The following is a 15,026-nucleotide window of genomic DNA, read 5'->3' on the forward strand; positions in this document are numbered from 1 at the left end:
TGCGATGTCGCCATTGTAATCATTATGTTGTAGGTTGCTTCAAGGCCTGCTGGATTTGATAGCTGGCATAATTGCGTGCACCCAACAAACCTAAATCATCCGTTAAGATGAGATTCAGTGGACAGCTTGCAACTATACCTCGCATCCGACCCTTCTGATATAAACGCGTAAAAAATGCGGAACTTTCAATCCAGCTTAACAGTTTTGGCGCTATCCCTCCAGCGATAAACACCCCGCCAAAAGCCGGCCAACACAAGATCATATTACCAATAAATTGGCCATAATAGCTCCAAAATAACCGAATAGCCTGAATAGCCATTTTATCGTCTGATGCAGCTAACTCGGCCACGGTGGCAGCTGTTGGCCCATGCGTCGGATCAAAACACGCTTGCTGTGTCAAAAACTGATAGATAGCCACCAGACCATCGCCCGATACCAACCGCTCAAATGAGACATGATCCCACGACTGCATTAACCAGGCCTGCAACTGTGCGTCAAAATCGTTGAGGGGCGCAAAATCAACATGCCCAGCTTCTGTAGCAACAACAGATAGATTCGCTCCACAATCATCTAACAGGGCGACACCTAACCCTGTACCCGCTCCAACCAGTAAGCGCTGTTTATTGCCAGAAGCGATCAGCTTTTCAGGTTGATAAAGGGGTCGATATTGCTCTTTGGTTAAACCATCAAGCGCATAGGCAGCGATAGTAAAGTCATTTAATAGTGCGACGAGTGCTTTAGGATAGCGCGCTTGCAACTGGGCTTGAGATAACGACCAGTGAAGGTTGGTGAATTGAACCTGTTGATTTTGGACTGGCCCTGCTACACCGATCACAATCGCATCAAAACATGTGATATCAGAAGCAGATTCGACCTGTTCAAGGAGTTGATCAAAGCGAGCATAATTAACGCTAGCGTATCGCTGCTTAAATAAACATGACCAGGCCTGCTCCGCTGGCAAAGCAGCATTAACATCATATTGCCAAATTTGAAAACGGCAGTTTGTTCCACCAATATCAGCGACTAATACCTGTTGCTTCATCCCAGACCACCTTTAGTATTGGTCAATTTTAATTCGGCTTAAAATGCGCGTCCAATCCTTCACAAATCAGATGATTTACTAGGGTGTGTGCCTCCTGAATACGCGCGGTGGTCGCCGAGTTAATACAAATAACCCAATCAGCCATCTCGGCCAACGGATTAGGCGCTTGCCCTGTTAAGGCCACCGTAGTGAGACCTTGCTGTTTTGCTTGTTGCACCGCCTGCAGAATATTGGCACTGTGCCCGGACGTAGACATCGCCATTAGCAGATCACCACTCTGTCCCAGCGCTTCAATTTGTCTAGCAAAAATGGATTCAAATTCAAAATCATTGCTATGCGCCGTCAATAACGACGTGTCTGTGGTTAAGGCAATCGAAGCTAATGGACGACGGTTTAGTACATAGCGCACCATTAATTCTGCCGACATATGCTGCGCCTCCGCCGCACTACCGCCATTGCCACACCACAACACCTTATGGCCTGTTTGCAACGCGGCTAGCATCGCTGTCGTGATAGCACGAATTGTTTCTTGTTGCGCAAATACTGAGTCAACCGCTTGCTGATGAGCTTGTTGCACACGTACAAAATCAACCATGCTCAGCTCCTTTAATGCGCGTCACAATATCTGTAGTTGAAAACCCATCCCAAAAAGACAAGACTTCAACCTGCCCACCGCGCGCCCACACACATTTTGCCCCCGCAATCTGTTCAGGACGATAATCACCCCCTTTCACCAACACATCGGGTTGCAACGCACAAATCAAGCGCTCAGGCGTATCTTCTTCAAACGGCACCACCCAATCGACACAACTCAACGCCGCTAGCAATTCCATGCGACTAGCCAGTGGAACCACAGGACGAGACAGACCTTTTAGACGCGCAACCGACGCATCACTGTTCACCGCCACAATCAAACGATCACCCAACTTAGCGGCCTCATTTAAATAACGTACATGCCCAGAATGCAGAATATCAAAACAACCATTGGTAATGACCACCCGCTCGCCCTGTGCCTGCGCAGCTTGAATCAGCGCAATCAAATCGGCTTCAGAGGGGGATACATAGCCCTGATGACGATGGCGGAGCTGTAAATAGTCATCTAATTCGGCCCGACTGACGGTTGACGTGCCGACTTTACGCACCACCACACTCGCTGCCGCATTGGCTAAATAGACTGCTTTTGACCAGCTTAGGCCTGCAGCCATCGCCGTGGCGAGTGTCGCCATGACCGTATCACCGGCACCGGTCACATCAAAGACCTCTTGCGCTTCCGAAGACAATAAATAGGGTTTAGCCTGTTCACTAATCAGCGCCATACCATGTTCAGAACGGGTAACGAGTAGGGCTTGTAAATCGAGTTGCTTTACTAACGCCTGCGCTTTATCAATTAGTGTTTGATCATCAGGGCAAGCGCCAACAATTAATTCAAACTCACTTTGGTTAGGCTTAATCAGCGTGGCCCCTCGGTAGCGTTCAAAATTCAAGCCTTTAGGATCCACCAGTACCGGAATATTGAGCAGACGCGCTGCCGCAATCATCTGAGCCACCTCGACTAACGCGCCCTTGGCATAATCAGAAATGACCAATAAATCAAAGCCTGCGAGTTTATCCGCGACCAGCTCGGCTAGCGCCTGCGCCGATGCGCCAGGGACAGTTTGTTCAAAATCCATTCGAATCAATTGCTGGTGATGGCTTAACACACGTAACTTACAGATGGTGCCACTGTCACAATAAACCCAGTCGGCATGCACTTCATGCTTAGCTAAGACCTGCTGTAACTGTTCACCCGAACGATCCCGGCCAATAATACCGAGCAGGTGGACTTGGGCCCCCAGGGTGGCGATATTCAACGCCACATTGGCGGCCCCGCCAGCACGATATTCATCTTTAGATACTTTAACCACGGGAACGGGGGCTTCGGGGGAAATACGGCCAGCTTTACCGGTCCAATATTGATCTAACATTACATCGCCAACGACTAACACCTTGGCTTGGGAAAAATTTTCAGTCATAACTCTTCAAGTTTTTGTATTTAAACACCCACCTAATCATCACCTCACGGCAAAGGAGATTAGGGACTATTGAACTATATATAAATGGATTCTAGCAGGATTCGATGGCATACAGACTAAATAATGCAATGAAAATGATAGAGATATCACTATAATAGTCACATTATTGCACTGACATAACTAGGTATTTTTTATGATATTACAACCCATAGCCGCAGCTAAGCGCACCCTTATCGCCTCTTCAATCATCGCTACGGCGCTTATGGCGCCCCAAGCTGCAAAAGCCGACGAAATTGGTGGAGCACTATGGCGGGGCGCTACCTATGCAACCATCGCTGCTATTGCTTATACCAATCCGTTTGGTGCTGACTCGTTTCGTTTTACCGTTGGGGCGCATGGTGAACATGACGCCATCCAATTTGAAGCCAACCTTCGTTATGATTTAACGGAAACAAAACCGCTATTTGGTCAAACCACCATTACACCTTTTTTAGATATTAGCTACTCTGCTTGGCAGTTTACGCAAGAAGATATCAATATGACCAATAAAGGCAATGTGTTCGGTATTGCGCCTGGCGCGAGATTTGAATGGCCAACTTTTTTATATGTCCTAGATTTTATTGATGTGCGTGCTGGCGTAAGTATTTTGGCTCCCACCAAGCTGGAAAACAAAGATGGTTCGATCCGTGATTTTGGAGGGCATTTTACATTTTCTGAACAATTTGCCATTGGTGGCTATTTTTCAGAACGTAAAAACTGGGAGTGGCAAATAGGCATACAGCATCACTCAAATCACAATATTTATGAACAGAACAACGGCATCGAGTTTTACAACCTTACTATTGGGTATAATTATTAAATAACACTTAATCAACGATACACCTAATCAAGTTGTCAAAACGGAGCCAGGGCAAAATTTATGTCACACCCTAACCATCTCACTATAGCCAAACAGGTTTTTGAAATTGAAGCACAAGCCATTGAAAACCTGATCTTATTACTGGATGAACAATTTGAGCTGAGCGTTGATGCGATTTTGCATTCCACTGGCCGCGTGGTCATTTGTGGCATGGGCAAATCGGGTTTGATTGGCAAAAAAATCATGGCCACGCTAGCCAGCACCGGCACCCCTTGTTTCTTCATGCATCCTGGCGAAGCTTTTCATGGCGATCTAGGCATGGTGTCGCCTGAAGACGTATTTATTGCGCTCTCTAATTCCGGCGAAACCGAAGAAGTGATTCGGCTACTCCCCTTCTTAAAAGACAACGGCAATGTGATTATTGCAATGACCGGCCGCCCCGATTCGACCCTAGCCAAAAACGCCAACCATCACCTCAATATTGCCGTGCCTAAAGAAGCCTGCCCACTGCAGCTTGCCCCCACTTCATCGACCACAGCCACACTGGTTATGGGCGATGCCTTGGCCATCGCGTTGATGCAAGCACGCAACTTTAAACCCCATGACTTTGCGCGCTTCCATCCAGGCGGCAGTTTAGGGCGTAAGCTGCTCACCAAGGTTAAACATGAAATGCGTAGCGGCCCCCTGCCGATTGTGTCAGCCGATGCCAATATGAAAGACGTTATTCACAGCATTAGTGATGGTCGCTTGGGTTTGTGTATTGTGGGTGATGCCGAAGGCATTATTACTGATGGTGATTTAAGACGCCACCTTGAACAAGATGCGGCGGCACTGATGACCAAGCAAGCCGGCGATATTATGACACCCAACCCCAAAACGATTGATGCCAATGCCAAACTTTCGCAAGCAGAAGAGCTAATGAACCAAGCTAAAATTGCCTCCCTACTGGTCACCGAGGAAAATAAATTGGTTGGCGTGATTCAAATTTATGACCTCAACCGCTAAACAGCCCAAGCCGGTTAGTCAGCAGGCCTGGTTAGACCGTATTGCATTAACAGTCTATCGTGCATTGCTCTTCCTCGTTTTACCACTTGTTGCGGTAGCGGCTTGGCGGCGCTGCCGTAAAGTGCGCAACCCCACTCTAAGCGCCAAACTCAGTTCAAGCACCTGCTGGCGAGCGCGCTTTGGTCACACGCCTACCGCTATCCCCACTGGAGGAATCTGGATTCATGCCGTCTCAGTGGGGGAAACCCGCTCGATTTTTCCGCTGTTAGAGCATCTGCATCAGCAGCATCCAACGCTACCTATTACGCTGACCAGTGGCTCAACCCAAGGCGCGCTGCAAGCCCTTGAGTTTAGCCCTGTGCCGATTTACCACCAGATGATTCCCTATGATTATCCCTTTGCGGTCAAGCGATTTCTGAAGCGACTGCAACCCAAACTCGTGTTGATGGTAGAAACCGAGATTTGGCCTAATCTGTACCAGGCCTGCTCGCAACGACAGATTCCACTGATGCTCATTAATGCGCGGCTAAAAGCCGGTTCATTTACGGCTTATCAACGCTGGGCCAAACCCTTGATGCAGCAGGCCCTAGCCCACCCGCAACTCATTGCGGCGCAATTTGAAGCAGATCGTACCCGATTTATTGCCCTAGGAGCGCCGCCGGAACGCGTTAAGACGCTGGGTAATTTAAAATTTGATATCAACCTACCTGAGCAGATTCAACAACAGGCCAGCGATTGGCGCGCACAACTCGCCCAACCTGAACGTTTTATTTGGGTAGCGGCCAGCACCCATCATGATGAAGAACAACTGATGCTTGCCGCACATCAGCAACTGCTACAACAGCATCCCGATGCGCTACTTATTTTGGTTCCACGTCATGCTGATCGATTCAACGAGGTAGCAGGCCTGCTAAGCCGTTATAGCCAGCAGCACCCAAACATCCGCTGGCAACAGCGCAGTCAAGCTTCCAGTAGCATCCTAGATTGCCAGGTCTATTTAGCCGATACGATGGGCGAACTGCTGCTGTGGTTTGCAGCGTCCAACGCCGCGTTTATTGGAGGCAGTATGGTTAATTTTGGTGGCCATAATATTTTAGAACCGGCCGCCCTCGCCAAACCGGTGCTGTCTGGCCCCTATTATCAAAACCTGACCTCGCTCTATGACAGTTTTATTGCCGATAAGGGCTTACAAGTTTGCCCATCGCCCACCGAGCTCGCCCAGACGCTGATTCAACTCGCCGATTCACCCGCACAGCAAGCCTATTGGGGGCAGCAAGCTCTCCATGCCCTGCACAATCAAACGGGTTCCTTAGCCCGCCATTATGAACAGATTCGCCATTACTTGAACTAACCCTTTAGGCTAATTGACCAGACCTTTACAAATATAAAAATATACGTAAAATATCTTATTATTTTGCGAGTAATCACCTCATGCCTGTAACCTACAAGCAACAGGGCTTAATAATCAGCCTGATGCTATTTTGGCTCATCTTAGTCAGCCTGCTGTTACTGCTTAGCTTAAAACCGACCGCAGCTGAGCGAGCATGGCAGGGGCATAATCAACAACGTCAATACCTTGATTGGGTCGCACAACAGCTTTGGCAGTTCAGTCAACAGACCCCACAACTCTATGCAACCAATACCAGTGGCCGTTTTTATGATGCGGACCGCATTCCCAGTCCGGGTTATTTTCCCTGCCCTGATACCAATCATAATGGTCAAAGCAATGCGCCCTGCGGCCAAGGCCAAGCCATTGCAATCGGTCTGTTGCCACAACAAATTGCCACGCGTAGCTTTAATTTAACGCCTTATCATGCAGCACCGATGACCATAGGTTTTGCTATCGATAGTCGTTATGTCATTCAAAATGCCGATTACCATAACCCACCGATTCAACGTTATGCGCCGCTCAACCCTACTCAGCCAGGTGAAGCGGCACTGCGCGACTGGCAAGGACAAGCTAGTGTCGCGCTCGTGTTCATTATTCCAAACGATCAGCTGTTCGAAAACGACACTTGGCGTCATGCACTTAAACAAGCGCCACAGCATCCTGAACGCCAAACCTTTAATCAACGCTTTCCGCTACAACAGGCCTTAACACTTGCTGATTGGCAGCAACGAATGCACAAGCACATCGCGCCGCTTGCCAACACATTTTGCGCCCTGCCTGCTGACCAACCCCACTGGTTTAATGCCTGCAGTAATCCACAACAACCAACAGCCGATTGTCCTAATCAACTCCCTGCCAACCCCACCGGCAGTGACTGGCGCGCACTGCTATGTCCCGGCAATTAAAGTTTAAGCGAAAAAAGCAACAAGGGTTGAGCTTGATTGATCTGGTCTTAGCACTGGCCTTAGCGGGGATTTTGGTTAAATTCGGCTGGCAATTTAGCATGCAACAACACTATCAACACCAGCTGTCAGAGTCCGCAAAGCGATTAGATCAATCGCTCAGCGCATTAGAATTTTATTTACTACGCAATGCGCACCTACCCTGCCCCGACACCACCGGCGATGGCTTAGAAAATCGCCATGCAACCGGACGTTGTTTAGGAAGGCATGGCCGCCTGCCCTTTTTAACCTTGATGCTAACGACAGCGAATGATGGTTTTGGTCAGCCTATTTATTATGCCGTTCATCAACGTGCCAACAGTGACACAGCTGCCAACAACCATCGCTTAGCCTGCGCGAGTGCGAGTGTGTTTGCCAAGCAAGGTGCCATCAACAACACCTTTTATCAAAACCCGACCGGTGCGATGTTTTGCACCGCCGCGCAATGTGACCATACGCAACCACAACACTATAACCCAGAGGAACACAATGACCAGGCCTGGTGCCAAGCTACTAGCCAAGCACGCGATGAACCACCCTACTTTAATCGGCTTACACCACCCCTTGGCACCAGCACCGCACTTCTTGGCAGCTTACGTGTCTGTACAGATAACCCCAATGAATGTCGGTCTAACACCCCTCGCAGCCAGCACGCGGGCAATCAGGTTGTCGCAGTATTAGTCAGTTTTGGCAGCAATGGACAGACAGCTTGGCAGAACTGCGCTGCACGCAACCCACGCGAGCAACAGAACTGCAACCACAATGCTTACTTTCAACTCGACCCCATCAGCGCCACCTTTGACGACCAGCTACGCTGGCTGAATATTCATCGTATTAAGGATCTATTGTATGACCAGCTTGATTGGCATCAAACAACGCCGCAATAACCGCATCAGCAAAATGAGCAGGCCTGCTAAGCAACAAGGCATCAGCCTAGTTGAAATGATGGTTGTACTGGCTATCATCGGATTATTGATGCTGAGCTTGTGGCCGATGGTGCATCAACTACAAACCCAGCATCAACACTTGCAGCAAGAACGCGCACTTAATTTAGCGCAAGACCATCTATTATTTTATCTGCGCCAGCAAGGGCATTTGCCCTGCCCTAGCCTAACGCCAAACGCGGCTGAAGCCCGCGAAAATGATGGGCGCTGCCAACTGCAACTCGGCTACCTACCGACTCAAGCGCTCGGCTTGAGCAGTCATCAAAAAATCTGGTATGCCGTGCCAGCCAGCACGCGTCAATATCATGAACTGCACAATCCCGCCAGCTCAGCCAGTTTTTGGAATCACCAGCCCTGCTATGATCAGCCCCAACACCATTGCTTTAACCGCCATACTCCGGCGCAAGCTTTAGCGAACGAACAAAGCTATCAAATACATCAAAATGGCGAGCTGATCGCACAGGGACAATTAATCTGGCTGGGCCACCCTACTGCCCAGTTATGCGACTTCACTCACTGGCCAGCACGTCAGGCCTGCTTAATTAAGCAAAACCAAATCCACCTACCCGCACAACATCTGATTAGTTGGCACAGCTTACATGCCATGCACCTACTGCAAGCAACGGGGCATTTAACACATTAAATCTAACTGATTAACCCAAACCACAAGCCTAGCCATACGATACTCCCAACACTGATCACATAGAACAACATCGGCATCAGGGTGTAGCGGATAATTTGCCCTTCTTTGCCAACCAGATTGACTACCGAGGCGGCGGCGACCACATTCACCACACAAATCATATTCCCAGCATTCGCGCCGAGCATTTGTAGCGCTAAAATCCAGTGGGTGGGCAAGCCGGTGGCGAGCGCCGTGGATTCTTGAAATTGGGCAAACATCATATTGGAAAAGGTTGCTGAACCGGCAATAAAACTGCCCAGCGCACCGACAAACGGCGCGGCAAGCGGCCAACTGCTATCGAAGGTGCTGGCGGCTAAACTCGCCAGTTCCATCGGCATCGACAGCAATTCCGCTTCATTTATGCCGGAGTTTAAGAAAATCCGCACCATCGGCACCGACGCCCCCAGGGCAATAATGGTCGGCAACATCACTTTTGCCGAGCGCCCCCACGCCAGGCCTGCTTGTTTAAGCGGGACTTTATGCAGAGCCAAAGTGACCAAGGCCACTAAAATAAACAGCGCGCCGGGCAAATAAAACGGCACCAATTTGGCCGAAATTTCGGTGGCCAAAATCGCGTTAAACTCCAAACTCACACTATTGAGCCAGCCTTTAAACGGCAGAAAGTCCAACCGACTTAATACCAACACCAACGCAACCAATACATAAGGCAACCAGGCCTGGTACAGCGACAGTCCATGATGTTGAGAATGTTTTTTAGGTTCAACCGCGAGACAGGATAACGCAGGTGATTTTTCGCAGCCCTGAATTTTCACCAAGTCGGGTGCTTGCTCATGCAGCGCATTGGCGGAAAATTCCGACCGATCGGTTTTAAACAGCCATACGTCTTTCGGGGTTAAAAAACCTTTTTTTGCCGCGGTAACCGTAATCACCAGGCCTGCTAACCCGCCTAGAATCGCCGGAAACTCCGGCCCTAAAGTTTTTGCCACCAATAAGGCCGGAATGGTAAAAGAAAACCCGCCCAACAAGGCAAACTTCCACGCACCCAAACCTTCGCGCCAGCTTTTATTTTCGCCAAAAAATCGGGTTAGAATCAGCACCATAATCAAGGGCAAAAAACTGGCGACAAATAAATCAATCGTGCTGGCGGTCACCGCGATTTGCATAATTTCATCATAGGTCGGATCGGCCAACCCCTGCCCGATACCGACAATCACCGGCGTACCGACTGCGCCATAAGACACCGCCGCGCTGTCGGCAATCAACGCCAACACCACCGCCGCCATGGCCGGAAAACCCAACGCCAATAATAGCGGCGCGACAATCGCCGCCGGGGTGCCAAAACCACTCGCACCCTCCAAAAAGGCAACAAACAACCACCCGACAATCACCGTTTGCACCCGGCGATCAGGCGAAATTTGGGTGAAGCCGCTGCGAATCACCTCCACCGCGCCACTGACTTTAAGGGTGTTTAACAACACAATCGCGCCAAACACGATAATTAAAATCGACGCTGAAATCACCCAGCCTTCTAAAATCGACGCGGCAATTTGAATCCCCGGCACCTGCCATACCCACCAGGCCAAACCCGCCACCAACACCATGCTCAAGCCCATTGCACGACTGGCGGGCATGCGCAATATCACCAAAAAAAGCAACACGGCTAGAATCGGCATGGCCGCGGTTAAACCTTGAAAAAGGGTCATGATAGGCTTCTCAAATGAATTAGGGTGACAAACCTAAATTGTATCAAAAATCAGCGACTTATCTTTACTTGACAGCAAGATTGAGCAGGGTATAATTCACGGTTTTTTCAAATCTGTGAGGGCAAAGCCATGCCAGTTTCTGAACAGCCGGTTGTTGGGGTGATTATGGGGTCAAAAAGTGATTGGCCGACCATGCAACATGCCGTCGATATGCTGACACAATTTAACGTGCCGCACGAAGTCAAAGTGGTGTCCGCACACCGCACTCCGGATTTGATGTTTGAATACGCGCAAACAGCTGAAGCGCGCGGCTTACAGGTGATTATCGCTGGTGCGGGCGGTGCGGCCCATCTGCCCGGCATGGTGGCGGCCAAAACCCTGATTCCGGTGTTGGGCGTACCGGTTAAATCACGTGCGCTAAACGGTCAGGACTCACTGCTCTCCATCGTGCAAATGCCGGGCGGTATTCCGGTCGGCACCTTAGCGATTGGTGATGCCGGTGCCAAAAACGCCGGTATTTTGGCGGCGCAAATTGTCGGCAATCACAACCCGGCAGTGCGCGATGCGGTACGTGCTTGGCGACAAGCGCAAACTGACGATGTGCTCGCCAACCCCGATCCGCAGTTAGGCTAAACAAGCCAACGCAATCCAGTTCAATATCATGCAGGCTTTCGGGTAAACTAACGCTTTCGTATTCGCATAGGAATTCTGACCATGACTCCATTTAGTCGTCGCATTGGCGTGTTAGGCGCAGGTCAACTCGGCCGCATGCTCGCCATGGCAGGTTATCCCTTGGGGCATAAATTTGGTTTCTACGGCCTAAACCATGACGAGCCCGCCGCCATGCTCGGACAAATGCACACCCCTGATGCCCATAGCACCGATGACACCGCGAATCTCGACAAGCTAGTTAAGTTCGCCGATGTCATCACCTTTGAAAGTGAAAACACCTCGGTCGAACTGGTCAAACAGATTAGCCAAACCACGCAAGTCTATCCCAGCGCCACCTCACTCTATTACGCCCAAGATCGTGGCCGCGAAAAAGCATTGTTTAATCAGCTGGCTATCCCCTGCGCACCCTATGCACTGGTCAATAGCCTCGCTGAACTGGAAACGGCCGTGACCGCTATTGGTTTGCCTGCGGTGCTCAAAACCACCACCGAAGGCTATGACGGCAAAGGCCAGTTTGTCATTAAACAGCCTGAACAGATCCACCAGGCCTGGTTGTCGATTGGTGAACGCCCGGCGATCTTGGAAGGCTTTGTCCATTTCAAACGCGAGCTGTCGATTATTGCGGTGCGCAACGCCCATAACGAGCATGTTTATTATCCACTGGTGGAAAACCAGCACCGCGACGGCATTTTGCGTTTGACCCTAGCGCCCGCACAAGCCATTGCGCCGCAGATTCAAGCGCAAGCCGAAGGCTATATGCAAGCTCTACTGGATAAGATGGATCATATTGGTGTCTTGACGCTGGAGTTATTTGAAACCGAAACAGGCCTAGTGGCGAATGAAATGGCACCGAGGGTGCATAATTCAGGTCATTGGACAATGGAAGGTGCGCAAACGTCCCAGTTTGAAAATCATGTTCGTGCCATTACCGGCCTGCCACTCGGCGCGACCGCACCGCGCCAAGCCTTTGCGGCGATGGTAAATATTATCGGCGAACACCGTGATATTGCGTCTGCGCTCAAACTGCCGAATGTTTATGTCCACTTGTATGACAAGGCCGAGCGCCCGGGTCGCAAACTCGGCCATATTAATGCATTAGCAGACAGTCAAGACGCGCTTAACCAGACCCTTGAGCAACTCCAGGCCTGGTTGAACTAAACTCGGCTTACCAAATTGTTAGCCTTTCCACTTAATTGAGCAACCCATAGACGGAATTTGTTCGAGCGGGCCTTGGCCGGTTTGGGCGACTTGCTTCATGGCTTCAAATAAATCTCGGCGCACATTGGCATCCGCTGCCTGCTTGCGCGATGCATCCAAACGCCCACGATATTGCAGTTGCAAATCCGCGTTATAACCGAAAAAGTCCGGCGTACAAACCGCGCCATACGCCTTAGCAACCGCCTGAGTTTCATCGAGCACATAGGGAAAAGGAAATTGCCACTTTTCCGCCACGGCCTGCATATTCTCAAACGAATCTTCTTCATACTCGTTCGGGTCGTTCGACATAATCGCAATTGCATTCATGCCCATCGCCTTTAACTCGGCACAGTCGCGCACCAAGCGGTCTTGAATCGCTTTCACATAGGGGCAATGGTTGCAGATAAACATCACCAGCAAGCCCTTCTCACCTTTGGCTTTGTCGAGCGTCCAAATCTGATCATCCACACCGGGCAAGGCAAAATCAATTGCCGCCTGCCCAAAATCACATACCGGGGTAGTTAAACTCACCATCTGATTCTCTCCTTTAAGATTATTTACTAACGCACCAGCTCTGGACTAAAGCGATATTGTGCCGACACACCTGTTATAGCTTCAAGTTGCTCAACTAATGCATCATAGCCCGCATCGGGCAAAAATTGATTACTCACGACATGAACTTGCACCAATGGCTCGCGCCCCCATTTTACACTGACGCGCTCCAGCTTCACCGGCACCGATTCAACCATTAACTCCACGCCTTGAATATTGTTGATTAAACGACTTTGCTGGCCCATTTGCCAAAATGAAAACGCCAGCGGAATCGTAATCAGACCGACTATCACCATCGAAACACTAAAGCCTTTGCGCGCACGGGCGAAGTTGGTGTAACCCATTACCCAGAAAGTTATCGCTGCGGCCGCCGCAATACCAAACAAGTTGGTAATGAACAATAAAAAAGAGCCATAAATTACTGACCAATCCATCCAACCCAAACCAATACCGGTCACCGCCAATGGCGGTACCAATGCTACTGCAATCGCCACGCCAGCCAAGGTTTTTGCCACTTCAGATTTAGCATAGGCATAGGCACCGGCAATCCCCGACACCACTGCCACCCCTAAATCTAACAGGGTGGGATTCAAGCGACCGGCAATCTCAGGAGTGATATGATGAATCCCAACAATCCAGGTGGCGACCATCGCACTTAACAGGCCCAACACTAACCCAATTAACAAGGTTTTTGATGAGGTCATCGTTAAACTCGATTCTCCGCGCGCCAATCCCATAGCCAAGGACACAATTGGGGCCATCAGTGGCGCTAATATCATCGCGCCAATCACCACCGAGGTCGAATTGGCCATTAAACCAAAGGTCGCCAATAATGTTGATAAGATCATCAGCGTAACATAAGGCGAGGTGGTAAGCGCACTTTGACGCAACTCTACAAATACATGTTTGTAATCTTCTTCATGCGCTTGGTCAAACAAGGGTAAGGGTTTATTGGCTTTGAGCTTTGCGTCATCATCATGAGCTAAACCTTGGACACGAAATACTTCTTTAGTGGCTTTTGAGGTCATATCATCATCACGAATCAACCGACCTGGAATCATTAGCAACTCTTGTGGATGCACATCAAACCGAATCTGTGCCGCCTGTCGAGTTTGATCATCAATCACATAATCGACCGGCTTCGCCGTACTAATAGTTAATTCGTGGGTTTGGACTAAACCAAAGGTATCGGCTAATAAGCTCAACTGTTTTTGGCCAAGTACATGCGACTTAAACCAATGCCAGCCGTAGCCCATCAAGGAACCTGGTGCAAAAACAACCGCATTTAAACGACCATCGTTAAAATTGAAGTTTTCTTCCAAACTGCGCGTTAACGCATCCGAACTCGAATGCGGCACCACTAGAATACCCAAGGCGGCCGTTTGCAGCTGCTGTTTTTTGGCAGTAACCAATTTAAATAAGCTCGGTGTAGAGGTTTTAATTTCTTGATAAGTCTCACGCCAATCCAACCAGGCCTGCTGCCATGCTGCTAAGCCAGTTTTAAGCGATGTTTGTCGTGCATGAACCATATCGCCTAAGGCCACACCCGACAGCACGAGTTCATCATTGCAATAGAGCAAATCGCCCATCACCGCCTGATCCGTCTCGACGCCATCAACAATCGCTTCGGCCAAGCGTTTGGTGACACCAAAATAGCGCTGCGCATGTTTATTTCGCTCATTAGGCAACAAGGCCAGCGGTGTCTGTTGCTGATCATCCTGACTGGACAGCGCCAACCTAGGTAATAATTGTGCAATTTGCACATCACTCAAATACAACCAATAGCGACGCGCTTCTGGCAGACTTTCCAAACTCACGATCGACTCATCCGCACTAAAGTCCAAGTCAAAAAACGCCACTTCAAGCCCCTGCGCAACGAGCAGGCCTGCTAATTCCTCGCGCTCAGTTTGCGCACAGGCCGCATCAATGAGCACCCAATCTTTTGGGCGCGTCATCGCCCTCGCAATACTCTCACTCACCACTTGATCAATTTGTTGGTCCGAAATCATCCATGCGCTCCGTTAAGTCTTCAATCCATCTGCTAACCAGCCAGATACAAATGCGCT

14 protein-coding genes are annotated in these 15,026 nt (G+C 49.7%); 8 read left to right on the forward strand and 6 right to left on the reverse strand.

The genetic code is table 11. From position 1 onward, the window contains the following. Window positions 1-22: 22 nt before the first annotated feature. From BM293_RS08110 to hldE, 3 genes are read right to left on the reverse strand one after another with little or no spacing between them, the layout of a single operon-like run. Window positions 23-1,042: a glucokinase gene (locus BM293_RS08110; RefSeq protein WP_093448280.1), complete on the reverse strand. Its 1,020-nt coding sequence runs from the start codon at window positions 1,040-1,042 to the stop codon at window positions 23-25. Window positions 1,043-1,070: 28 nt separating this feature from the next. Further along, window positions 1,071-1,637 (reverse strand): D-sedoheptulose-7-phosphate isomerase, encoded by a 567-nt coding sequence (locus tag BM293_RS08115; RefSeq protein ID WP_093448282.1) that lies wholly within the window; start codon window positions 1,635-1,637, stop codon window positions 1,071-1,073. After that, window positions 1,630-3,054, reverse strand: coding sequence for a bifunctional D-glycero-beta-D-manno-heptose-7-phosphate kinase/D-glycero-beta-D-manno-heptose 1-phosphate adenylyltransferase HldE (hldE, locus tag BM293_RS08120; RefSeq protein WP_093448283.1), 1,425 nt, complete (start codon window positions 3,052-3,054; stop codon window positions 1,630-1,632). Before hldE ends, BM293_RS08115 begins: the two co-directional genes overlap by 8 nt. A gap of 193 nt (window positions 3,055-3,247) precedes the next feature. Here hldE and BM293_RS08125 point away from each other — a divergent pair, with 193 nt between their 5' ends. The 6 genes from BM293_RS08125 (at window position 3,248) to BM293_RS08150 (ending at window position 8,836) form a co-directional block, all read left to right on the forward strand. Beyond that, window positions 3,248-3,913: an acyloxyacyl hydrolase gene (locus BM293_RS08125; protein ID WP_093448285.1), complete on the forward strand. Its 666-nt coding sequence runs from the start codon at window positions 3,248-3,250 to the stop codon at window positions 3,911-3,913. 60 nt (window positions 3,914-3,973) lie between these two features. Further along, the gene (locus BM293_RS08130) at window positions 3,974-4,918 is read left to right on the forward strand and encodes a KpsF/GutQ family sugar-phosphate isomerase (protein ID WP_093448286.1); all 945 of its coding nucleotides are present in this window, start codon (window positions 3,974-3,976) and stop codon (window positions 4,916-4,918) included. After that, the gene (locus BM293_RS08135) at window positions 4,902-6,269 is read left to right on the forward strand and encodes a 3-deoxy-D-manno-octulosonic acid transferase (RefSeq protein ID WP_093448288.1); all 1,368 of its coding nucleotides are present in this window, start codon (window positions 4,902-4,904) and stop codon (window positions 6,267-6,269) included. The genes BM293_RS08130 and BM293_RS08135 overlap by 17 nt, the downstream gene beginning before the upstream one ends. A gap of 80 nt (window positions 6,270-6,349) precedes the next feature. Further along, complete coding sequence (locus BM293_RS08140) at window positions 6,350-7,213, forward strand: hypothetical protein (protein WP_093448289.1); 864 nt, start codon at window positions 6,350-6,352, stop codon at window positions 7,211-7,213. Next, window positions 7,198-8,136 (forward strand): type II secretion system protein, encoded by a 939-nt coding sequence (locus BM293_RS08145; RefSeq protein ID WP_234968947.1) that lies wholly within the window; start codon window positions 7,198-7,200, stop codon window positions 8,134-8,136. Before BM293_RS08140 ends, BM293_RS08145 begins: the two co-directional genes overlap by 16 nt. After that, window positions 8,099-8,836, forward strand: coding sequence for a type II secretion system protein (locus tag BM293_RS08150; RefSeq protein ID WP_093448291.1), 738 nt, complete (start codon window positions 8,099-8,101; stop codon window positions 8,834-8,836). Before BM293_RS08145 ends, BM293_RS08150 begins: the two co-directional genes overlap by 38 nt. A gap of 2 nt (window positions 8,837-8,838) precedes the next feature. Here the strand turns inward: BM293_RS08150 and BM293_RS08155 are convergent, their stop codons facing one another. Further along, window positions 8,839-10,539 (reverse strand): L-lactate permease, encoded by a 1,701-nt coding sequence (locus BM293_RS08155; protein ID WP_093448293.1) that lies wholly within the window; start codon window positions 10,537-10,539, stop codon window positions 8,839-8,841. 129 nt (window positions 10,540-10,668) lie between these two features. Here BM293_RS08155 and purE point away from each other — a divergent pair, with 129 nt between their 5' ends. Continuing rightward, window positions 10,669-11,172 carry a 5-(carboxyamino)imidazole ribonucleotide mutase gene (gene purE / locus BM293_RS08160; RefSeq protein ID WP_200770623.1) on the forward strand — a complete coding sequence of 168 codons (504 nt, stop codon included), beginning with the start codon at window positions 10,669-10,671 and terminating at the stop codon, window positions 11,170-11,172. A gap of 81 nt (window positions 11,173-11,253) precedes the next feature. Then, window positions 11,254-12,369 carry a 5-(carboxyamino)imidazole ribonucleotide synthase gene (locus BM293_RS08165; protein WP_093448295.1) on the forward strand — a complete coding sequence of 372 codons (1,116 nt, stop codon included), beginning with the start codon at window positions 11,254-11,256 and terminating at the stop codon, window positions 12,367-12,369. Between the two features lie 18 nt (window positions 12,370-12,387). Here BM293_RS08165 and BM293_RS08170 read toward each other — a convergent pair whose 3' ends face one another. Continuing rightward, complete coding sequence (locus BM293_RS08170; protein ID WP_093448297.1) at window positions 12,388-12,942, reverse strand: thioredoxin family protein; 555 nt, start codon at window positions 12,940-12,942, stop codon at window positions 12,388-12,390. A 26-nt stretch (window positions 12,943-12,968) separates the two neighbouring features. Beyond that, window positions 12,969-14,969, reverse strand: a complete 2,001-nt coding sequence (locus BM293_RS08175; protein ID WP_093448298.1) for a TIGR00341 family protein — start codon at window positions 14,967-14,969, stop codon at window positions 12,969-12,971. Window positions 14,970-15,026 lie beyond the last annotated feature (57 nt).

The organism is Thiomicrospira sp. ALE5 (genome assembly GCF_900112445.1).
In the GTDB taxonomy this organism is placed as follows: Bacteria; Pseudomonadota; Gammaproteobacteria; order Thiomicrospirales; family Thiomicrospiraceae; genus Thiomicrospira.